Genomic DNA, 19,875 nt, shown 5'->3' with positions numbered 1-19,875 from the left:
CGGGGGTCGGACGCAGGGTGGTCTAGGGGGCCGGCGCGGGTGGTCGGCGGGCTCGGCCCGGACAGGGCCTAGGAGCCGACGGGGGTCCGGTCGGCGGGCTCGGCCGGGGCGCCGCCGCGCGGGCGCAGCAGCCGGGTGCGGCCGGAGCGGCCCCGGTGGGAGAGCCGTCGGACGGCGTAGTCGCCGAGCAGCTGGACGATCGTCACGATCACCACGAGCTCCGCGACGATGACCCACATGAAGGTCGTCTCGAAGCGGAAGTAGCCGTAGTTGATGGCGAGGGTGCCGAGGCCGCCGCCGCCGACCGCGCCGGCCATCGCGGAGTAGCTGATCAGCGTGATGACCGTGGTGGTCAGCGAGGCGGTGAGGGAGGGCAGGGCCTCGGGCAGCAGTGTCTTGCGGACGATGGTCCAGGTGGAGCCGCCCATCGCCTGGACGGCTTCGACCAGCCCGCGGTCGACCTCGCGCACGGAGGTCTCGACCAGGCGGGCGAAGAAGGGGATCGCCCCGATGGTGAGCGGGACGGTCGCGGCCTCCCAGCCGATCGAGGTGCCGACCAGCCAGCGGGTGAAGCCGATCAGCGCGATCATCAGGATGATGAACGGGATCGAGCGGGCGATGTTCACGACCGCGCCGAGCACCTTGTTGACCGGCACGTTCTCCAGCAGGCCGCCCTTGCCGGTGAGCACCAGCAGGATGCCGAGCGGCAGGCCCAGCAGGACGGTGCAGAGGGTGGAGACGCCGACCATCTGGAGGGTCTCCCAGGTGGCGGGCCACATCAGTTCCTGCATCTGGTCCCAGGTCATGCCACCGCTCCGTTCGCCGCGTCGATCACGTCCACCTGCAGGCCCTGCTCGCGCAGGTAGCCGATCGGCACCACGTTGTCCTGGTGGCCGCCGGGGAGTTCGACCCGCATCCGGCCGACCATCCGGCCGGCGATGGTCTCGACGGCGGCGCCGAGGATGTTGATGTCGATCTGGTAGGTGCGGGCGAGCTGCGAGACGAACGGCCGGCCGGAGGTGTCGCCCTGGAAGGTGATCTCCAGCACGGTGCGGTCGGCGTGGCCGGGGGCGAACTCGCTGAGCGGGAAGAGCTCCCGGGCCAGTTCGGACCCGGGGGTGGCGAGCAGGTCGGTCAGCGCGCCGGACTCCACCACCCGGCCGCCGCGCATCAGGGCGGCGGAGTCGCAGACGGACTTGATGACGTCCATCTCGTGCGTGATGAGCAGCACGGTGAGGCCGAGCTGCTGGTTGAGGTCGCGCAGCAGCTTGAGGATCGAGCGGGTGGTCTCCGGGTCGAGCGCGGAGGTCGCCTCGTCGGAGAGCAGCACCTTGGGGTCGCCGGCCAGGGCGCGGGCGATGCCCACGCGCTGCTTCTGGCCCCCGGAGAGCTGGTTCGGGTAGCTGCGGGCCTTGTCGGCGAGGCCGACCAGGTCGAGCAGTTCGGCGGCCTTGCGGCGGCGCTCGGTGCGGTCCAGTCCGATGATCTCCAGCGGGAGCTCGACGTTCTGCTGCACGGTGCGCGAGGAGAGCAGGTTGAAGTGCTGGAAGACCATCCCGATGCGGCGGCGGGCCTCGCGCAGTTCCCGGCCGGCCCGGTTCTCGCCGCCGGCCAGGGCGGTCAGTTCGACGCCGTCCACGGTGACGGTGCCGGAGGTGGGCCGCTCCAGCATGTTGACGCAGCGAATGAGGGTGGACTTGCCGGCACCGCTGGTGCCGACGACTCCGTAGACCTCGCCCGGGCGGACGTGCAGGTCGACACCGGCGAGGGCGGTCACCTCGCGGCCTCGGGAGCGGTAGACCTTGGTCAGGTCCGTGGTGGTGATCACAGCGGCTTCCGTGGGTCGGGGGCGGACGGTCGTGGGCCGCGCGACCGGGTTGCGGTCGGCGGAACGGACGGCGTCTCACCAGGGGGATCCGGACCTGCCACCCCTTGATCGTCACCGCCGGGTGACCGGGCCGCGCGACGGCGTGGCCCTTACGAGTCACCAGCGGGCGTCAGGGGACGCCAGGGGTCGCCACCGGCCCACGGTGGGCAGGCGGACGGAGGGGGTTCCGGGAGGAGTGCGCTCACATGGGGGAGCGGCGGGTTCTCGCTTCGGGGCGCGAGGAGAGGAGCGATGGCCCTCAGCAGTGACACATTCGACGGCACATGGCACGCTCACCTGCCGGCAGGGTGCCGGTGGGGGTCCAGTTCGTCGTCGCAGTCATGTGAGCCAGTAAATCAGATGGACCGAATTGGTCCCAATCATCAGGATCCGCTGTCCGCAATGCGGACGCATATCGCCCTGACCAGCGGAGACATGGTTCGGCGCGGCCACCGGAACGTTCGCATGGTGGCCGCGCCGGCGCGGGGAGGGTTCAGGCGGTCGCGGCGAGCGGCGGGGCGGCGGGCTTCTCCAGGTGCACCAGGCTCAGCCGGCTGTCGACCTGCTCGACGGTCGTCTGGCGGTAGCCGCGGCGGGTGTACAGCCGCAGGTTGCCCAGGCTGCGGTGACCGGTGAACAGCCGGTACGCCGTCACCGGGCGGCCGTCCTCGGCGAGGCGGTGCTCCAGGGCCTCCAGCAGGCGCCCGCCGAGGCCGTGGCGCTGCATCCGGGGGTGGACGACCAGACGCCCTATCCGGCCGATGCCGTCCGGCCCGACCTGGCCGCGCACGGTGCCGACCACCTCGCCCCCGAGACGGGCCACCAGGACGTGCTGGGCGCCCAGTTCCTCGCGCAGGCTCTCCAGCGACTGCGTCAGCGGTTCGATGGCCCAGTCGCCGTACAGCTCCGCCTCGCTCTGGTAGCCGAGGTACTGGAGTTTGAGGATCTGCTCCGCGTCCTCGGCGCCGGCCGCTTCGATGATCACGCTCATGCCCATGTGCGGGTGCCTCCCCATCGTCGTGCCCGGCGCGCAAACGTGAGGGTGTCGCACCGGATGCCCTGCCGGAGATGTCCCGGCCGGGGATCGGCCCTGACCGGGGGTGGCGCACGAACGTATCAGCACGCGCCACGTTCGCCAGCGCTCTACCCGCGTGTCAGCTGCTCTCAACCTTCCGGTGCACGGACGTGGTGAGGGTCACGTCGGGTTTCGCGGCGCCCGCGGCGGGCCCGGACACGAGGATCCGGGCGGGACGGATCCGGGCGGGACGGCGGCGGGCGGGACGGCGGCGGCGACCGGCGCGACGGGTGCCGGGAGCGGCCGCGCCGGCGTCAACCGGTGTCGCGGTGGGTGTGGAGGAGGGTGCGCAGGTGGGCGAGGCAGCGGGAGCGGGTGGGGCCGAGGGAGCCGCGCGGGAGGCCGAGGCGGGCGGCCAGTTCCGCGTAGCCGAGGTCGGGGTGGTCGGCGAGGGCGGCGAGCAGTTCGGGGCAGCGGCCGGGCAGCGAGGCGACGGCGGCCCAGAGGGCGCGGTCGCGCTGGTCGGCGAGCACCTGCTCCTCGGCGGAGGGCAGGTGCGGGAGGCGGTGGGCGCACATACCCGTACGACGTGATCCCGCCGGGGCCGGTCACGGCCTCGGCGGGATCAGGTACCCGAAAGTGGCGCCCCGTCAGCCCCGGACCCACTCCTGCTGGGCGGCCAGGTCGGCCTTGACCTCGCCGAGCTGGACGGCGACCGCGCTCGGCGCGGTGCCGCCGCGGCCGTTGCGGGACGCGATCGCGCCGTGCACGCTGAGCACCGAGCGGACCTCGGGGGTCAGGTGCCCGGAGATCTGTGCGAACTGCTCGTCCGTGAGGTCGGACAGTTCGATGCCCTGCTGCTCGCAGGCCTTGACGCAGGCGCCGGCGACCTCGTGCGCGACCCGGAACGGCACGCCCTGCTTGACCAGCCACTCGGCGATGTCGGTGGCGAGCGAGAAGCCGGCCGGGGCCAGCTCCTCCAGCCGCTCCCGGTGGACCGTGAGGGTGGCCATCATGCCGGTGAAGGCCGGCAGCAGGACCTCCAGGGTGTCGCAGGAGTCGAAGACCGGCTCCTTGTCCTCCTGGAGGTCCCGGTTGTACGCCAGCGGCAGCGCCTTGAGCGTGGCGAGCAGGCCGGTGAGGTTGCCGATGAGCCGCCCGGACTTGCCGCGGGCCAGCTCGGCGATGTCCGGGTTCTTCTTCTGCGGCATGATCGAGGAGCCGGTGGAGAAGGCGTCGTGCAGCGTGATGAAGCCGAACTCCTTGGTGTTCCAGATGATCACCTCCTCCGCGATGCGGGAGAGGTTGATCCCGATCATGGCCGTGACGAAGGCGAACTCGGCGACGAAGTCCCGCGAGGCGGTGCCGTCGATGGAGTTGCCGACCGAGCCGCGCTCGAAGCCGAGGTCGGCGGCGACGGCCTGCGGGTCCAGCCCGAGCGAGGAGCCGGCGAGCGCGCCGGAGCCGTACGGGGAGACGGCGGTGCGGGTGTCCCACTGGCGCAGCCGCTCGGCGTCCCGGCCGAGGGCCTGCACGTGCGCGAGGACGTGGTGGGCGAAGAGCACCGGCTGGGCGTGCTGGAGGTGGGTGCGGCCCGGCATGGCGGTGTCGGGGTGCGCCTCCGCGAGGCCGACCAGGGCGTGCTGGAGGTCGAGGAGCAGCCCCCCGATGATCTTCGCGTGGTCCCGCAGGTACATCCGGAAGAGCGTGGCGATCTGGTCGTTGCGCGAGCGGCCGGCCCGCAGCTTGCCGCCGAGGTCGGGGCCGAGGCGCTCCAGCAGGCCGCGCTCCAGGGCGGTGTGGACGTCCTCGTCGGCGACGGTGCCGGTGAAGGTACCGGCCTCGACGTCGGCGAGCAGCCGGTCGAGCCCGCCCAGCATGCCGTCCAGCTCGGTGTCGCTCAGCAGGCCGGCCTTGTGCAGCACGCGGGCGTGGGCCCTGGAGCCGGCGATGTCGTACGGCGCGAGGCGCCAGTCGAAGTGCACGGAGGCGGAGAGCCTGGCCAGGGCCTCGGACGGGCCGTCGGCGAAGCGGGCGCCCCAGAGGCGGACATCTGCGGGCTGTTCGGACGACATCGCGTGGGCTCCTTGCCGGGGTCGGGCGGGGGCCCCGGCCGTCGGGGGGACGGCCGGGGCGGTCGGGCGGTCGGTCAGTGCTGTCGGGCGGTCGGTCAGGCGAGGTCGCGGCGGGCGGCGATCTTCGAGGAGAGGCCGAAGATCTCGATGAAGCCCTTGGACATCGACTGGTCGAAGGTGTCGCCGGTGTCGTAGGTGGCGAGGTTGAAGTCGTACAGCGACTGGTCGGACCTGCGGCCGTTGACGACGGCGCGGCCGCCGTGCAGGACCATCCGGATGTCGCCGGAGACGTGCTGGTTGGCCTCGTTCACGAAGCCGTCCAGGGCGCGCTTGAGCGGGGAGAACCACAGGCCGTCGTAGACCAGCTCGGCCCAGCGCTGCTCCACCTGCCGCTTGTAGCGGGCGAGTTCGCGCTCGACGGTGACGTTCTCCAGGGCCTGGTGGGCGGTGATCAGGGCGATCGCACCGGGGGCCTCGTAGATCTCGCGGGACTTGATGCCGACGAGCCGGTCCTCGACCATGTCCAGGCGCCCGACACCCTGGGCGCCGGCCCGCCGGTTCAGCTCCTCGATGGCCTGCAGGACGGTCACCTTGCGGCCGTCGATCGCGACCGGGACGCCGGCCTCGAAGGTGATGACGACCTCGTCGGCCTCGCGCGCGGCGGCCGGGTCCTGGGTGTACTCGTAGACGTCCTCGATCGGGGCGTTCCAGATGTCCTCCAGGAAGCCGGTCTCGACGGCGCGACCGAAGACGTTCTGGTCGATCGAGTAGGGCGACTTCTTGGTGGTGGCGATCGGCAGGCCCTTGGACTCGGCGAAGGCGATCGCCTTGTCCCGGGTCATCGCGTAGTCGCGGACCGGGGCGATGCACTTCAGGCCCGGGGCGAGCGAGTTGATGCCGACCTCGAAGCGGACCTGGTCGTTGCCCTTGCCGGTGCAGCCGTGGGCGACGGTGGTGGCGCCGTGCTTCTGCGCGGCGGCGACCAGGTGCTTGACGATGACCGGCCGGGAGAGGGCCGACACCAGCGGGTACTCGCCCTGGTAGAGGGCGTTGGCCTTGAGGGCCGGGAGGCAGTACTCGTCGGCGAACTCGTCGCGGGCGTCCGCGACCTCGGCCTCGACGGCACCGCAGTCCAGCGCCCGCTGGCGGATGACGTCCAGGTCCTCGCCGCCCTGGCCGACGTCGACGGCGACGGCGATGACCTCGGCGCCGGTCTCCTCGGCGATCCAGCCGATGCAGACGGACGTGTCCAGACCGCCCGAGTAGGCGAGTACGACGCGCTCGGTCACGGCTTTCTCCTTCACAACTGTGCGAACAGGCTTACGGCGATAGGCATAAGTATGCACTACACCGTATGAATCTCAAAACAGGCTGTACGGACGCTCGCAGGAGCGGCCCTGACCTGCGGAAACAGGGGGGACGGGGGCAGCGCCCGGGCGCGCCCGGGCCCTACTGGGCCCTACTGGGCCTTGGCCTGGGCCAGCTGCATCAGGTGGTCGGCCAGCGCCTGGCCGCCGGAGGCGTCACGGCTGATCAGCAGGACGGTGTCGTCACCGGCGATCGTGCCGATGATCTCGAAGACCTCGGCCTGGTCGATCGCGGACGCCAGGAACTGCGCCGCACCCGGCGGGGTGCGCAGCACCACCAGGTTGCCGGAGGCGGTGGCGGAGACCATGAGCTCGCCGGCCAGCCGGGCCATCCGGCCCTCGCTGGCCGACTCCCCCATCGGTGCGCGCGGCGTGCGGTCGCCGCCCTCGGCCGGGACGGCGTAGATGAGCGCGCCGTCCCGGTTGCGGATCTTCACCGCGCCCAACTCGTCGAGGTCCCGGGAGAGGGTGGCCTGGGTGACCACCAGTCCGTCGTCGGCGAGCAGCTTGGCGAGCTGGCTCTGGGAGCGCACGGGCTGGCGGGTGAGCAGGTCCACGATCCGCCGGTGGCGCGCGGTGCGGGTCTGCGGCACCTGCGGCGTCGGGCCGGCGGCGGGCCGGTCGAAGTTGGGTACGGTCATGTGCTCATTCTCCCGGACTACGCTCGGCCCGCAGCGGCCGGGGCGCCCTCGCCCACCGCCCGCAGGATGCCCGGGAGGGCGGCCAGGAAGGCGTCCGCCTCCTGCTCGGTGAGCACCAGCGGCGGGACGAGCCGGACGGCGTCCGGGACGGCCGCGTTCACCAGGAAGCCGGCCCGCTGGGCGGCGGCCTGGACCTCGGCCGCGACCGGCTCGGTCAGCACGATGCCGAGCAGCAGCCCGGCGCCGCGCACCTGCGCGACCAGCGGGTCGCCGATCGCCTCGATGCCGGTGCGCAGCCGCTCGCCGATCTTGCGGACGTGCTCCAGCAGGCCCTCGGACTCGATGGTGTCCAGCACCGCGAGCGCCGCCGCGGCGACCACCGGGTTGCCGCCGAAGGTGGTGCCGTGCTGGCCGGGGGTGAGCAGGTCGGCGGCCTCGCCGAAGGCCAGCACCGCGCCGATCGGCAGTCCGCCGCCGAGCGCCTTGGCGAGCGTGACGACGTCCGGGTCGACGCCCTCCTCCGCCTGGTGGGCGAACCAGTACCCGGTGCGGCCGATGCCGGTCTGGATCTCGTCCAGCACCAGCAGGGTGCCGGTGGCCCGGGTGATCTCGCGGGCGGCCCGCAGGTAGCCGGCGGGCAGCGGGACCGCGCCGTTCTCGCCCTGGATCGGCTCCAGGAAGACCGCGGCGGTGTCGGTGGTGACGGCCGCCCGCAGCGCCTCGACGTCGCCGAACGCGACGTGGGTGACCTCGCCGGGCAGCGGGAGGAAGGGCTGCTGCTTGGCGGGCTGGCCGGTGAGCGCGAGCGCGCCCATCGTCCGGCCGTGGAAGGCGCCCTCCAGGGCGACGACGTGGGTGCGGCCGGTCCGCCGGCTGATCTTGAAGGCGGCCTCGTTGGCCTCGGCCCCGGAGTTGCAGAAGAACACCCGGCCCTCGCGGCCGGAGAGCTGCAGCAGCCGCTCGGCGAGCGCGATGGTCGGCTCGGCCATGAAGAGGTTGGAGACGTGGCCGAGCGAGGAGATCTGCCGGGTGACCGCCGCCACGACCGCGGGGTGCGCGGTGCCGAGGGCGTTGACCGCGATCCCGCCGACCAGGTCGGTGTACGCCGTGCCGTCGGCGTCCCAGAGGGTCGACCCCTCGCCGCGGACCAGCGGGATCCGCGGGGTGCCGTAGTTGTCGGTGAAGCTGTGCTGCCACCGTTCGGTCAGCTGCGCGTTGGAAGTCATGCCAGTCCCCCGGTCACGGTCGTCTCGTCGTCCGGCACGACCATCGTGCCGATGCCCTCGTCGGTGAAGATCTCCAGCAGCAGCGAGTGCGGCACCCGGCCGTCCAGGACGCGGGCGGTGCCGACGCCGGAGCGCACGGCGCGCAGGCAGCCCTCCATCTTGGGCAGCATGCCGGAGGCCAGGCCGGGCAGCAGGGCCTCCAGTTCGTCGGCGGTCAGCTGGCTGATGACGTCGTCGGAGTTCGGCCAGTCCTTGTAGAGGCCCTCGACGTCGGTGAGCACGACCAGCATCTCCGCGCCCAGCGAGACCGCGAGGGCGGCGGCGGCGGTGTCGGCGTTGATGTTGTAGACGTGGCCGTCGGTGCCGCGGGCGATCGAGGAGATCACCGGGATGCGGCCGTCGCCGATCAGCGCCTTCACCGCGCCGGCCTCGATGTTGACGATGTCGCCGACCAGGCCGATGTCGACCTGCTCGCCGTCCACCACCGCGTAGCGCTTCACCGCGGTCATGGTGTGGGCGTCCTCGCCGGTCATGCCGACCGCGAACGGGCCGTGCTCGTTGAGCAGGCCGACCAGTTCGCGCTGGACCTGCCCGGCCAGCACCATCCGGACCACGTCCATGGTCTCGGGGGTGGTGACCCGCAGACCGTTGGTGAAGGAGGACTCCAGGCCCAGCTTGGAGAGCTGGGCGCTGATCTGCGGGCCGCCGCCGTGCACGACCACCGGGTGCAGCCCGGCGTAGCGCAGGAAGACGACGTCCTGGGCGAAGGCCGCCTTCAGCTCCTCGTCCACCATGGCGTTGCCGCCGAACTTGATCACCACGGTCTTGCCGTGGAAGCGCTCCAGCCAGGGCAGCGCCTCGATCAGCGTCATGGCCTTGGGCAGCGCGGTGTTGTTCCGGGCCTGTTCGCCCTTGGGTGCGATCTGCACGTGTGTCCCCGAGCTCGTCGTGTCAGGTGGAGTGCGCGTCCGGTGCGTGGGCCTCAGGTGGAGTAGGCGCTGTTCTCGTGCACGTAGTCGGCGGTGAGGTCGTTGGTCCAGACGGTGGCGGCCGCCCCGCCGGCGTGCAGGTCGGCGGTGATGACGATCTCGCGGCCCTTCATGTCGACCAGGTCGCGGTCCTCGCCGACGCTGCCGGAGTGGCAGACCCAGACCCCGTTGATGGCGACGTCCAGCCGGTCCGGGTCGAAGGCGGCGGAGGTGGTGCCGATCGCGGCCAGCACCCGGCCCCAGTTGGGGTCCTCGCCGTGCAGGGCGCACTTGAGCAGGTTGTTCCGGGCGACGGTGCGGGCCACCTCGACGGCCTCGTCCTCGGTGGCGGCGCCGACCACGTCGATCCGGATGTCCTTGGAGGCGCCCTCGGCGTCGCCGATCAGCTGGCGGGCCAGGTCGGCGCAGACCGTGCGGACGGCCTCGGTGAACTCGGCGGCGTCCGGGGCGGTGCCGGAGGCGCCGGAGGCGAGCAGCAGCACGGTGTCGTTGGTGGACATGCAGCCGTCGGAGTCGACCCGGTCGAAGGTGGTCCGGGTGGCGGCGCGCAGGGCCGCGTCCAGGGCGCCGGCGTCGGCGTCGGCGTCCGTGGTGAGCACGACCAGCATGGTGGCCAGGCCCGGGGCGAGCATGCCGGCGCCCTTGGCCATGCCGCCGACGGTCCAGCCGGCCGGGCTGGTGACCTGGGCGGTCTTGTGGACGGTGTCGGTGGTCTTGATGGCGATCGCGGCGGCCTCGCCGCCGGTGGCGCTCAGCTCGCCGGCGGCCAGCGCGACGCCCGGCAGCAGGATGTCCATCGGCAGCCGGACGCCGATCAGACCGGTGGAGGCGACGGCGACCTCGCCGGCGTTGAGCTCCAGCTCCTCGGCGACCCGCTCGGCGGTGGCGTGGGTGTCCTGGAAGCCCAGCGGGCCGGTGCAGGCGTTGGCGCCACCGGAGTTGAGGACCACCGCGGAGACCCGGCCGCCCTTCAGCACCTGCTGCGACCAGAGCACGGGGGCGGCCTTGACCCGGTTGGAGGTGAAGACGCCGGCCGCGGCGAGCGAGGGTCCTTCGTTGACCACCAGCGCGAGGTCGGGGGTGCCGGAGGCCTTGATGCCGGCGGTGACCCCGGCGGCGCGGAAGCCCCTGGCCGCCGTGACTCCCACGTTCCGACTGTCGGTCACGGTGCGACTCCGTTCAGGGGGAGGCCCAGCTCTTCCGGCAGGCCCAGGGCGATGTTCATGGACTGCACCGCGCCGCCGGCGGTGCCCTTGACCAGGTTGTCGATCGCGCTGATCGCGATGATCCGCCCGGCGGCGGCGTCCAGGGCGACCTGGACGAGGGCGGCGTTGGAGCCGTAGACGCTGCTGGTCTGCGGCCACTGCCCCTCGGGCAGCAGGCGGACGAAGGGCTCGTCCGCGAAGGCCTCGGCGTAGGCGGCGCGCAGGCTCTCGGAGGTCACCCCGGGGCGGGCCTTGGCCGAGCAGGTGGCGAGGATGCCGCGGGGCATCGGCACCAGGGTCGGGGTGAAGGAGACCGAGACCGGCTCCCCGGCGAGCGGGGTGAGGTTCTGCGACATCTCCGGCGTGTGCCGGTGCACCCCGCCGACGCCGTACGCGCTGACGCTGCCCATGACCTCGCTGCCGAGCAGGTGGGTCCTGGCCGCCTTGCCGGCCCCGGAGGTGCCGGAGGCCGCGACGACCACCGCCTCGGGCTCGGCGAGCTGCGCGGCGTACGCGGGGAACAGCGCCAGCGAGACCGCGGTCGGGTAGCAGCCGGGGACGGCGATGCGGTTGCCCCCCTTGAGCGCGGCGCGGTGGCCGGGCAGCTCGGGCAGCCCGTACGGCCAGGTGCCGGCGTGCGCGGAACCGTAGAACTGCTCCCAGTCGGCGGCGGCCTTCAGCCGGAAGTCCGCACCGCAGTCGACCACCAGGACGTCCCGGCCGAGCGCCTCGGCGACGGCGGCGGACTGGCCGTGCGGCAGGGCGAGGAACACCACGTCGTGCCCGGCCAGCACCTCCGGGGTGGTCTCCTGCAGGACGCGGTCGGCCAGCGGCAGCAGGTGCGGCTGGAGCAGGCCCAGCCGGGTGCCGGCGTTCGACCCGCCGGTGAGCGCCCCGATCTCCATCTCCGGGTGTCCGAGCAGCAGGCGCAGCACCTCGCCACCCGCGTACCCGCTCGCACCGGCGACGGCGACTCGCAATGCCATGGCGTTTCCCTCCTAGGTCGTGGCATGAATATACGCAGCACGGAACATTCATGCAAGGAGTTGACGGCCCGCCCGGTCAGTGGCACCTCCTACGATCCTCCGCCGGGCGCGCAGGGGCCACGCCGGTCCGAGGATGATCATCCGGCCGTCGTCGGGTGTTCACCGCGGACGCCGTCCCGGCCGTGGGCGCGGCCCGCGCGGGGGCGGTCGCCGGGCTCAGCGCTTGACGGCGCGCAGCACCACGAACTTGGGGTTGCCGGCCACCGTCTCGCAGTTGCCGAAGAGCCGGCGCAGCTTGGCGTGGTACCCCAGGTGGCGGTTGCCGACCACCCACAGCTCGCCGCCCCGGCGCAACGCGCGGCGGGAGCCGGTGAACATCCGCCAGGCCGTGGCGTCCGTGGTGGCCTGGTGGGAGTGGAAGGGCGGGTTGTTGAGGACGAAGTCCACCGAGCCGGGTGCGAGGCCGCCGCCGGCCGGGTCGTTCTCGGCGAGGGCGTCGGCGGAGAGGGCGTCGGCGACCAGGAACTCGGCCGGCGCGTCCGGGCCCAGATTGGCGCGGAAGGTCGCCTCCGCGGAGGCGACGGCCTGGTACGACTCGTCCACGAAGACCGTCCGCACCCCCGGGTTGGCGAGCGCCGCGGCCGTCCCGAGGACCCCGTTGCCGCAGCCGAGGTCGACGATCCGGGCGCCCGGGGCGGTCCGCGGCAGGTGGCCCAGGAAGAAGCGGGTGCCGATGTCCAGGCGGTCCGCGCAGAAGGTGCCGGCGTGGTTGGTCACCGTACGGCCGGAGACCGCCCCGATGCCGTCCGGCAGGGCGTAGCTGCGCGGCCACGGGCTCGGACCGGGCGCGAGCGCCGGATCCGGGGTGCAGAGGATCAGGCGGGCCTTGCGGACCGCCAGCGAGGTGCGGGTGGGCCCGAGGATCCGCTCGAAGAGCTCCAGGGTGGAGGTGTGGATCTCGGTCGTCATGCCGGTGCCGATCACCACGGTGTCCGCGTGGACGGCCGGGGCGAGCCGGTGCAGCTGGTCCTCCAGCAGCGCGAGGCTCTTCGGGACCCGGACCAGCAGGACGTCGATCCGCTCCGGCGGGGTGTCCCGGGTGGAGAGCAGCCGCACGGCGCCCGGCTCCGCGCCGGCCCGCTCCAGGTTCGCCAGGGTGGCCCGCCGGCCGAGGTGGGAGTCGCCGATCTGGGTCGGGCGGTGGGCGGCGAGCGCGGTCGCCAGGGCGCCCCAGCGGTCGCCCAGCACGGTGACCTCCCGGCCCGCCGGGTCCACGGCCGCGCCCTGCGCGCTGTCGGCCCGGCCGGCCAGGTGCTGCAGCAGGTAGTGGTCGGCCGCGTCCCAGGCCCGCAGCCGCTCGCGCGGGTCCTCCGGGTAGCGGGTGAGGGCGAACTCGCCCCAGGGGGTGTCGAAGGGTTCGACGGCGGGGGTGGCGGGCGTGCTGAGGCGGTTCATCGTGGTCAGGCTAGCCGACCGGCCGTCCCGGGCGCGGGGGTCGCCCACCGAACCGATACTGGAGGGGCCCGATCGGAAGGGGCTGAGTCATGGACTGGAAGCTCGAAGTGGTGGTCGTCCCGGTGGCCGACGTGGACCGGGCCAAGGTGTTCTACAACGAGCAGGCCGGCTTCACCGTCGACCACGACACCCGGCTCGGTGACGGCGTACGGGTCGTCCAGCTGACACCGCCCGGCTCCGGCTGCTCGATCGTCATCGGCACCGGGGTGACCGAGGCGCCACCCGGCTCGATGAAGGGCCTGCAACTGGTCGTCGACGACATCGAGCGGGCCCACGCCGAACTGCACGCCCGCGGCGTCGAGGTCAGCCCCGTCCAGCACTTCGAGGACGGCGTCCGGCTGGACGGGCACGGCGGCGCCTGGAACTCGTTCGTGTTCTTCAACGACCCCGAGGGCAACGGCTGGGCCGTCCAGGAATCCCCGTCGGCCTGAGCCCCGTTCCGCGTTAGGGTCGGAGCATGGTGGATGACGAGGGAACCGTCCGGCTGGACAGCTGGATCTGGTCGGTGCGGCTCGCCAAGACCCGGTCGCTGGCGGCGGCCGCCTGCCGGGCCGGGCACGTGCGGCTGAACGGCGCGAGTGCCAAGCCCGCGCAGGCGGTCAAGGTCGGCGACGAGGTCCGGGTGCGCCAGGACGGCTGGGAGCGCGTCGTCGTGGTGCAGCGGCTGATCCGCAAGCGGGTCGGCGCGGGCCCCGCGGCCGAGTGCCTGGTCGACAACAGTCCGCCGAGGCCGCCGCGCGAGCTGGTCGCGGCGGCCGGCGTGCGCGACCGCGGGGCCGGCCGCCCCACCAAGCGGGAGCGGCGCGACCTCGACCAGCTGCGCAGGCACTGACGCGGGCACTGATTCGGGCACTGCCGCGGCCCCCGCCGGTCAGGCCGTCCGGTCGTCGAGGACCTGGGCCAGGAAGGCGTCCAGGTTCGTCCGGGTGCGGGCGATCAGCTCCTCCAGGCCCAGCGACTCCTCCGGGCGGCTGACCAGCGGCGACTTCTTGATGCCGCGCACGTACAGCGAGCAGGCCAGGTCGGCGCACATGTAGGTGCCGACCGAGTTCCCCTCACGGCCGGCCGCGCCCGCCCGGCGGGCGGTGAGCAGCGCCACCCCGGAGCCGGCGTGCGCGCTGATGCAGAGCGAGCAGACGTTGGTCCGGGTCAGGCTGCGGCGCACCGAGGGCACCCGCAGCGTGACGCCGACCAGCCCGCCGTCGTACGCGGCGACCAGATAGCTGCGGTCGGGGGCGCCCTGGTCCCGCCAGCCGAGGAAGTCCAAGTCGCTCCAGCGCACGTCGGCCAGCCCCCGGGGCAGGTTGAGTCGGCGGGCCTCGCCCTTCGAGCAGTTCACGAAGGAGCCGCGGATCTCGTTCTCGTTCAGGGGTTGCATGGCACGGAAACTAACAGCCGCCCCCGCCCCCCGTCGCACCAATTTCACCCCGCCGAGCCCCCGCCCCACCTCACCCCACCGGCTGCGCCGCCTGCCGGGCCAGCCGGCCGGCGGCGCCCTCCCGGACCCGGCCGAGCAGGTCGGCGGAGGCGGGGGGCAGGGGTGGGGTGGAGGTCACGGGGCAGGGTAGCCCGTGGGGGTGACGGGGTGTCGGTGCCGCGGGGTATCGTCCCGGCATGCTGAACGCCGTCGACGTCGACCGCTACCTCGCCCGGCTCGGGGTCGCCCGGCCGGCCGCTCCCTCGCTCGCCGTGCTGCGGGCGCTGCACGCGGCGCACGTCGAGCGGGTGCCGTACGAGGCGCTGGAGATCCAGCTGGGGCGGCCGACCTCGGTGGATCCGCAGGAGGCCGTCGGGCGGCTGCTGCGCGGGCGCGGCGGGTACTGCTTCCACCTCAACGGCGCGTTCGCCGCCCTGCTGGAGGCGCTGGGGTACCGGGTCTCCCGGCACGTCGGCGGTGTGCACGGGGACCTCGCCACGCCCGCCCCGGGGGCGAGTGCCAACCACCTGACGCTCACCGTGCCCTGCGAGGGCGGCGTCTGGCTGGTGGACGTCGGCCTCGGCGACGCGCTGCACCAGCCGCTGCCGCTGCGCGCCGGCCGCTACCGGCAGGGCCCGTTCGAGCTGGGGCTGCGCCCGTCCGAGGCGGTGCCCGGCGGCTGGCGGCTGGACCACGACCCGCACGGCGCCTTCGCCGGGATGGACTTCGCCCCGGAGGCGGTCGGTATGGAGGCGTTCGCGGAGAAGCACGCCTGGCTGTCGACCGCGCCCGAGTCCCCGTTCCGGCGGATCCTGATCGCCCAGCGGCGCGACGCCCGGGGCGTGGACGTGCTGCGCGGGGCGGTGCTGACCAGGGTGGAGGGCGCCGGGCCGGTCAAGGAGGTCGAACTCGGCACGCCCGAGGAGTGGTTCGGGGCGCTGCGCGGGATCTTCGGGCTCTCCCTCGCCGAGGTTCCGCGGGAGGACCTGGCGGCGCTGTGGCAGCGGGTGCACGCCGAGCACCTGGCGTGGCGGGCGGAGCGGGCGGCCGGGGAGCCGGCCGCGCGGCCGTGACGCGAACGGCTGCGCGGCCGGCTCCCGGCCCCGGTCGGCCCGGTCAGCGCTTGACGGCGACGCCCGCGTACGCGGAGACGTCGGCCCACCCCTCGGGCAGCTCCCCGGTCGGCACGTGCCCGGCCTCCGGCCGCCAGAGCGGCAGTTGGACCAGGCCGGGGCCGACGAACTCGAAGTCACCGAAGAACGGCTCGATCTCGGCCCGGGTGCGCAGTACCAGCGGGGCGCTGGCGCTGCGGTAGATCCGGGCGCCCTCGGCGGCGCTCTCCCGGCTCGCGAAGTCGGGGCTGCCGTGCGAGAGGATCAGTGCGCTGCCGGGGGCGAGCGCGTCGCGCAGGGTGCGGACGATCTCGGCTGCGCCGTCCTCGTCGCGGACGAAGTGCAGCACCGCGACCAGCATCAGGGCGACCGGCTGCTGCAGGTCGATCGCGGCGCGCAGCCCGGGGTGGTCGAGGATGCCGGCCGGCTCGCGCAGGTCGGCCTCGATCACCGAGGTGTGGCCGACCGGGTGGCCGGCCAGCAGGGCGCGCGCGTGGGTGGCGACGATCGGGTCGTTGTCGACGTACACCACCTTGGCGTCGGGGGCGGCGCGCTGGGCGACCTCGTTGGTGGAGCCGACGGCCGGGATGCCGGTGCCGATGTCGAGGAACTGGCGCAGCCCGGCCCCCGCCGTGTACTCGACCGCGCGGCCGAGGAACTCCCGGTTGGTGCGGGCCAGCAGCGGCAGCGCGGGGTAGGCGGCGATGGCGGCCTCGGCGGCCTTGCGGTCGGCCTCGAAGTTGTCCTTGCCGCCCAGGTAGTAGTCGTACATCCGCGCGGTGTGCGGGATGCCGGTGTCCAGTTCGCGCGGCGGCTGCCAGTCCTGGGTGTGGGCCCAGTCCCAGTCGGCGGCGCTGTCATCCCCGGTTGCGGCGACCGCGGTGTCGTCGGTCATCGGTTCTCCCCCATCGAGACTCAAATACCGCGGAACGGGCGGTTTTTGACCTGCCGTCCGCGATTCCCCGTACATCGGCTTGCGATGCTACCGAACGGTCCGGGCGGGCGGACAGGCCGATCTGTGTTCGAAGGGCGCCGGGGAGGAGCGGGTCGGCGGCTCAGGCCATCGGGTCGTCGGGCCCGTACGGGCGCAGCCGCAGGGTGCGGGCGTCGTCCTCGCGGATCCGCTCGGCGCGGCTGACGAGTTCGGCGAGGTCGTCCCGTCCGGCGTGGACGAAGCGGCCGTGCAGGGCGTCGAAGCGCCCGCGGGCCGCGTCGACGGCGACCGCGACCATGTACGGGATCGAGCCCCAGGCTTTCATGTCGCGGAACATCGGCATCGCGGCGGTCATGTCGGTGGCGACCGCGCCGGGGCTGATGTCGAGGACCACCACGTCGTGGGCGGCGAGCGAGTCGGCGATGTTGTCGGAGAGCTGCAGCAGTGCGCCCTTGGAGGTGGCGTAGGCGGTGTAGTGGCCGTCGGGGCGCAACGCGAAGCCGGAGTTGAGGTTGAGCACCCGGCCGCTGCGGCGTTCGACCATGCCGGGCAGGACGCAGCGCAGCAGGTTGTAGGGGCCGTGCAGGTTGGTCTCGACGACCTGCCACCACTGGCCGGGGTCGGTCTCCCAGAGCGGGACCTCGGCGCGGTCGACCTGGCCGGCGTTGTTGACCAGCAGGTCGATCGGGCCGAGGTCGCGTTCGACGGTGCGGACGGCCTCGCGGACCGAGCCGTGCCGGGTGACGTCGGCGGCGACGGCGACGCCGCGGGAGCCGTGCCGGACGCACTCCCGGAGGGTCTCGACGAGCGTCTCGTGGGTGCGGCCGACCAGGCCGACCGCCATGCCCTCGGCGGCGAGGCCGACGGCGATCTCCCGTCCGATGCCCCGGCCGGCGCCGGTGACCAGTCCGACCTGTCCTGCCAGCGATCCCGTCGGCATGCCTGCTCCCTTCCCCTCGGGCGCGGGCCGCGCGGCCGGTCGGCCGTGCTCGGTCGCCCGCGTCCGGCGGCCCGCATTGCGTCGGCCGCATTCTGTCGGCCGCCGGGCGGGCGGCGCCCCGGGCGCACGGGCGGCGGGCCGGGCCTCACCCGTCCGGCCCAGCGGCGGTGCGGCCCGGGCGCCGGGAGGCCCGCTGACCTGCGCCGTCGGGGAGGGGATGACCTACTGGCCGGTACGGAGTAGTAACGTCGTCGTGGCGGCGCACGGGACCACCCGTACCGGTGCGCCTCCCTCTCAACAGCAGCTTGCTGGGACCACCTGTCGCTGGGCGACCCCCAGCACCACGGAAGGGCAACTGAGTGAGTGACATCGCGCGCGTCGGAGTGATCGGCTGCGGTCTGATGGGGTCGGGGATCGCGGAGGTCTTCGCCCGCGCCGGGCTGGACGTCCTGGTCTCGGAGGCCAGTGGCGAGGCCCTGGAGTTCGGCCGCACCCGGCTGACCAACTCGCTGGATACGGCGGTCAAGCGCGGCAAGCTGACCGTCGAGCAGCGGGACGAGGCCCTCTCCCGGCTGTCCTTCACCACCGACCTGGCGGACTTCGCCGACCGCGACCTGGTGGTCGAGGCGGTCGCCGAACGCGAGGACATCAAGGTCCAGATCTTCCAGACGCTGGACCAGGTGGTCGAGCGCCGCGACGCGATCCTGGCCTCCAACACCTCGTCCATCCCGATCGTCAAGCTGGCCGCCGCCACCTCGCGGCCGGAGCAGGTCATCGGCCTGCACTTCTTCAACCCGGCGCCGGTGCAGAAGCTGGTCGAGGTCATCCCGACCCTGACCACCTCGGCGGCCACCACCGAGCGGGTCGAGACCTTCGCGACCGGGGTGCTCAACAAGGAGCCGATCCGCGCCCGCGACCGGGCCGGCTTCGTGGTGAACGCGCTGCTCGTGCCGTACCTGCTGTCGGCGGTGCGGATGTTCGAGTCGGGCGTGGCGACCGCCGCGGACATCGACAAGGGCATGGAGGCCGGCTGCGCCCACCCGATGGGCCCGCTGCGGCTGTGCGACCTGATCGGCCTGGACACCATCGTGTCGATCGCCGAGTCGATGTACGACGAGTACAAGGAGCCGCTGTACGCCGCTCCCCCGCTGCTCTCCCGGATGGTGGACGCGGGTCTGCTGGGCCGCAAGTCCGGCCGGGGCTTCTACGACTACACCGCGAGCGCCTGAGCCGGCGCCCCGTCCGCCCGGAGCGGGCGGGGAACGGTGACGGGGCCCGGGAGGCATATCCAGCTCCCGGGCCCCTGAGGTGCCACCCAATTGCTCGCACCGGCACGTTTAAGGGTGTGGGTCAGTCTTACGGCATCGCGCTTTGCCATTGAGCTACCGCGCCATGGAGAGGCGCAGACGGGAGTCGAACCCGCATCCGACGCCAGAAGCACACACCCGGTCGATCCGGCGCTCGGTGGCGAATGCTGAGACTTGAGCGGGAGTCTGAGTCTCACAGGGGTGCCTCTGCCATGTTGGGCCACCCCGGCGCGTGGTGCCGGGGGGAGGACTCGAACCTCCACCGTTCCCCTGATGTCAGCTTCAACGTCAGTGTCAGCTTGCGCTCTTCGCGCCACCCCCGGTCTCACCCGGGGGCGATCGTGGGGCTACCCGAACAGGTAGCCGAACACCGCGTCCCCGACCCTGCGGTCGGTGATCTCGGCGCTGTTGGCCTCCTCGCGGGCGAACTGGACGGCCTGCTGGAGCTTCTCCACCCGCTCCAGGAGCTCGTTCACCCGCCGGGCCGGGAGGGCGCCGGAGAACTTGACCGTGGTCCAGTACCCGATCGCGACGTCCTCGTAGTACACCTCGACCTGGGCCGGGTGCTTCTCGGTCGCCTCGGCCTTCACGTGGTTGCGCGGGACCTTCTTGGTGCGGATGGTGCGCACCGCGTCGGTCTTCCACGCGTCGCTGGAGGCGTCGTGCTGCCAGGACTCGGCGGCGTCCAGCACCGGCAGCTTGCGGACGAAGGTGCGCAGGTCGGTGAGCTGCTTCTCCAGGAAGAGCAGGTACGTCACCGGGGCGCCGGACACCAGCGTCCGGCCCTCGACCACGACGTCCGCCCGGGCGTCGGTGTTGGCCCAGTCCTTGGTCGCGGTGACGTCGAACAGCCGGGTGAGCGTGGCGGCGGTCGCCCGCAGCACGTCCTCGGCCTTGACCTGGACCCGGGTGGACTCCGGGGGAAGCTGCTCGCCCTCCTCGTCCTTGGGCTGGTACGTCCGGGCGATGCCGGCCAGCAGCGCGGGCTTCTGGAGGTCCTGGTGGGCCTGCGTCAGCTCCTGGAAGGACTTGGACTTGACGCCCTTTTCAACGGCGATGATCTGGTTCAGCTTTGCCACGTCGGCGAACGTACCAGCGATTCCGACGGGGTGTCATGCCATTTCTCGCCGGAACGGCGGCCGGAGACGAGAGGGGCTCGCCGGGACGGCGGCCGGAGACGAGAGGGGCTCGCCGGGACGGCGGCCGGAGACGAGAGGGGCTCGCCGGAGCGGCGGCCGGACGTGTGAGGGGCCCCGCCCCCGGACACAGGGTCCGGGGG

The 19,875-nt window shown here is 73.1% G+C and carries 20 protein-coding genes; 4 read left to right on the top strand and 16 right to left on the bottom strand.

Annotation, left to right across the window (positions count from 1 at the left end):
• Positions 1–68: 68 nt before the first annotated feature.
• The 12 genes from ACWGB8_RS25045 to ACWGB8_RS24990 all read right to left on the bottom strand — a co-directional run bounded on the left by ACWGB8_RS25045 (position 69) and on the right by ACWGB8_RS24990 (position 12,826).
• A complete protein-coding gene (locus tag ACWGB8_RS25045) occupies positions 69–806 on the bottom strand; it encodes a methionine ABC transporter permease (protein ID WP_452215826.1) in 738 nt (245 codons plus the stop codon).
• Positions 803–1,828 (bottom strand): methionine ABC transporter ATP-binding protein, encoded by a 1,026-nt coding sequence (locus ACWGB8_RS25040; protein WP_452215825.1) that lies wholly within the window; start codon positions 1,826–1,828, stop codon positions 803–805. The genes ACWGB8_RS25045 and ACWGB8_RS25040 overlap by 4 nt, the downstream gene beginning before the upstream one ends.
• A gap of 532 nt (positions 1,829–2,360) precedes the next feature.
• Entirely contained in the window at positions 2,361–2,864 is a 504-nt protein-coding gene (locus ACWGB8_RS25035) for a GNAT family N-acetyltransferase (protein ID WP_452215824.1), read from the bottom strand.
• Positions 2,865–3,196: 332 nt separating this feature from the next.
• Entirely contained in the window at positions 3,197–3,460 is a 264-nt protein-coding gene (locus tag ACWGB8_RS25030; RefSeq protein WP_452215823.1) for an RNA polymerase sigma factor, read from the bottom strand.
• Positions 3,461–3,532: 72 nt separating this feature from the next.
• Positions 3,533–4,957, bottom strand: a complete 1,425-nt coding sequence (gene argH / locus ACWGB8_RS25025) for an argininosuccinate lyase (RefSeq protein ID WP_452215822.1) — start codon at positions 4,955–4,957, stop codon at positions 3,533–3,535.
• Between the two features lie 95 nt (positions 4,958–5,052).
• Positions 5,053–6,246 carry an argininosuccinate synthase gene (locus ACWGB8_RS25020; RefSeq protein WP_452215821.1) on the bottom strand — a complete coding sequence of 398 codons (1,194 nt, stop codon included), beginning with the start codon at positions 6,244–6,246 and terminating at the stop codon, positions 5,053–5,055.
• 170 nt (positions 6,247–6,416) lie between these two features.
• Positions 6,417–6,965 carry an arginine repressor gene (locus ACWGB8_RS25015; RefSeq protein WP_452215820.1) on the bottom strand — a complete coding sequence of 183 codons (549 nt, stop codon included), beginning with the start codon at positions 6,963–6,965 and terminating at the stop codon, positions 6,417–6,419.
• Positions 6,966–6,982: 17 nt separating this feature from the next.
• Positions 6,983–8,191 (bottom strand): acetylornithine transaminase, encoded by a 1,209-nt coding sequence (locus ACWGB8_RS25010; RefSeq protein WP_452215819.1) that lies wholly within the window; start codon positions 8,189–8,191, stop codon positions 6,983–6,985.
• A complete protein-coding gene (argB, locus tag ACWGB8_RS25005; protein WP_452215835.1) occupies positions 8,188–9,063 on the bottom strand; it encodes an acetylglutamate kinase in 876 nt (291 codons plus the stop codon). The genes ACWGB8_RS25010 and argB overlap by 4 nt, the downstream gene beginning before the upstream one ends.
• Before the next feature lie 110 nt (positions 9,064–9,173).
• Positions 9,174–10,328 (bottom strand): bifunctional glutamate N-acetyltransferase/amino-acid acetyltransferase ArgJ, encoded by a 1,155-nt coding sequence (gene argJ / locus ACWGB8_RS25000; protein WP_452215834.1) that lies wholly within the window; start codon positions 10,326–10,328, stop codon positions 9,174–9,176.
• Positions 10,329–10,342: 14 nt separating this feature from the next.
• Positions 10,343–11,371, bottom strand: coding sequence for an N-acetyl-gamma-glutamyl-phosphate reductase (gene argC, locus ACWGB8_RS24995; protein WP_452215818.1), 1,029 nt, complete (start codon positions 11,369–11,371; stop codon positions 10,343–10,345).
• 216 nt (positions 11,372–11,587) lie between these two features.
• Entirely contained in the window at positions 11,588–12,826 is a 1,239-nt protein-coding gene (locus tag ACWGB8_RS24990; RefSeq protein WP_452215817.1) for a methyltransferase, read from the bottom strand.
• Between the two features lie 89 nt (positions 12,827–12,915).
• Between ACWGB8_RS24990 and ACWGB8_RS24985 the strand changes: the two genes are divergently transcribed.
• Complete coding sequence (locus ACWGB8_RS24985; protein WP_452215816.1) at positions 12,916–13,317, top strand: VOC family protein; 402 nt, start codon at positions 12,916–12,918, stop codon at positions 13,315–13,317.
• Between the two features lie 26 nt (positions 13,318–13,343).
• On the top strand, positions 13,344–13,718 hold the full coding sequence (locus ACWGB8_RS24980) for an RNA-binding S4 domain-containing protein (protein ID WP_452215815.1): 375 nt from the start codon (positions 13,344–13,346) through the stop codon (positions 13,716–13,718).
• 39 nt (positions 13,719–13,757) lie between these two features.
• On the opposite strand, the gene ACWGB8_RS24975 is transcribed toward ACWGB8_RS24980, so the two are convergent.
• Complete coding sequence (locus tag ACWGB8_RS24975; protein ID WP_452215814.1) at positions 13,758–14,264, bottom strand: FBP domain-containing protein; 507 nt, start codon at positions 14,262–14,264, stop codon at positions 13,758–13,760.
• Positions 14,265–14,500: 236 nt separating this feature from the next.
• Between ACWGB8_RS24975 and ACWGB8_RS24970 the strand changes: the two genes are divergently transcribed.
• The gene (locus ACWGB8_RS24970) at positions 14,501–15,376 is read left to right on the top strand and encodes an arylamine N-acetyltransferase family protein (RefSeq protein ID WP_452215813.1); all 876 of its coding nucleotides are present in this window, start codon (positions 14,501–14,503) and stop codon (positions 15,374–15,376) included.
• 43 nt (positions 15,377–15,419) lie between these two features.
• Here ACWGB8_RS24970 and ACWGB8_RS24965 read toward each other — a convergent pair whose 3' ends face one another.
• Complete coding sequence (locus ACWGB8_RS24965) at positions 15,420–16,310, bottom strand: SAM-dependent methyltransferase (protein ID WP_452215812.1); 891 nt, start codon at positions 16,308–16,310, stop codon at positions 15,420–15,422.
• 160 nt (positions 16,311–16,470) lie between these two features.
• Positions 16,471–17,289 (bottom strand): SDR family NAD(P)-dependent oxidoreductase, encoded by an 819-nt coding sequence (locus ACWGB8_RS24960; RefSeq protein ID WP_452215811.1) that lies wholly within the window; start codon positions 17,287–17,289, stop codon positions 16,471–16,473.
• A gap of 359 nt (positions 17,290–17,648) precedes the next feature.
• On the opposite strand from ACWGB8_RS24960, the gene ACWGB8_RS24955 reads away from it, so the two are divergent.
• Entirely contained in the window at positions 17,649–18,518 is an 870-nt protein-coding gene (locus tag ACWGB8_RS24955) for a 3-hydroxybutyryl-CoA dehydrogenase (protein ID WP_452215810.1), read from the top strand.
• A gap of 425 nt (positions 18,519–18,943) precedes the next feature.
• Here the strand turns inward: ACWGB8_RS24955 and ACWGB8_RS24950 are convergent, their stop codons facing one another.
• Positions 18,944–19,675, bottom strand: a complete 732-nt coding sequence (locus tag ACWGB8_RS24950) for a DUF7873 family protein (protein ID WP_452215809.1) — start codon at positions 19,673–19,675, stop codon at positions 18,944–18,946.
• Positions 19,676–19,875 lie beyond the last annotated feature (200 nt).

Source organism: Kitasatospora sp. NPDC054939 (assembly GCF_053610105.1).
The sequence above is the reverse complement of the archived record's forward strand: the minus strand, read 5'-3'. Positions and strand labels throughout refer to the sequence as shown.

What these genes read in the sequence shown, in the direction of transcription:
- ACWGB8_RS25015 (WP_452215820.1), bottom strand. Translation starts at nt 6,965, where the DNA reads ATGACCGTACCCAACTTCGACCGGCCCGCCGCCGGCCCGACGCCGCAG.
- ACWGB8_RS25035 (WP_452215824.1), bottom strand. Translation starts at nt 2,864, where the DNA reads ATGGGCATGAGCGTGATCATCGAAGCGGCCGGCGCCGAGGACGCGGAG.
- ACWGB8_RS25030 (WP_452215823.1), bottom strand. Translation starts at nt 3,460, where the DNA reads ATGTGCGCCCACCGCCTCCCGCACCTGCCCTCCGCCGAGGAGCAGGTG.
- argC (WP_452215818.1), bottom strand. Translation starts at nt 11,371, where the DNA reads ATGGCATTGCGAGTCGCCGTCGCCGGTGCGAGCGGGTACGCGGGTGGC.
- ACWGB8_RS25010 (WP_452215819.1), bottom strand. Translation starts at nt 8,191, where the DNA reads ATGACTTCCAACGCGCAGCTGACCGAACGGTGGCAGCACAGCTTCACC.
- ACWGB8_RS24985 (WP_452215816.1), top strand. Translation starts at nt 12,916, where the DNA reads ATGGACTGGAAGCTCGAAGTGGTGGTCGTCCCGGTGGCCGACGTGGAC.
- argH (WP_452215822.1), bottom strand. Translation starts at nt 4,957, where the DNA reads ATGTCGTCCGAACAGCCCGCAGATGTCCGCCTCTGGGGCGCCCGCTTC.
- ACWGB8_RS24965 (WP_452215812.1), bottom strand. Translation starts at nt 16,310, where the DNA reads ATGACCGACGACACCGCGGTCGCCGCAACCGGGGATGACAGCGCCGCC.
- ACWGB8_RS24990 (WP_452215817.1), bottom strand. Translation starts at nt 12,826, where the DNA reads ATGAACCGCCTCAGCACGCCCGCCACCCCCGCCGTCGAACCCTTCGAC.
- ACWGB8_RS24960 (WP_452215811.1), bottom strand. Translation starts at nt 17,289, where the DNA reads ATGCCGACGGGATCGCTGGCAGGACAGGTCGGACTGGTCACCGGCGCC.
- argB (WP_452215835.1), bottom strand. Translation starts at nt 9,063, where the DNA reads ATGACGCTGATCGAGGCGCTGCCCTGGCTGGAGCGCTTCCACGGCAAG.
- ACWGB8_RS24980 (WP_452215815.1), top strand. Translation starts at nt 13,344, where the DNA reads ATGGTGGATGACGAGGGAACCGTCCGGCTGGACAGCTGGATCTGGTCG.
- ACWGB8_RS24970 (WP_452215813.1), top strand. Translation starts at nt 14,501, where the DNA reads ATGCTGAACGCCGTCGACGTCGACCGCTACCTCGCCCGGCTCGGGGTC.
- ACWGB8_RS24975 (WP_452215814.1), bottom strand. Translation starts at nt 14,264, where the DNA reads ATGCAACCCCTGAACGAGAACGAGATCCGCGGCTCCTTCGTGAACTGC.
- ACWGB8_RS25045 (WP_452215826.1), bottom strand. Translation starts at nt 806, where the DNA reads ATGACCTGGGACCAGATGCAGGAACTGATGTGGCCCGCCACCTGGGAG.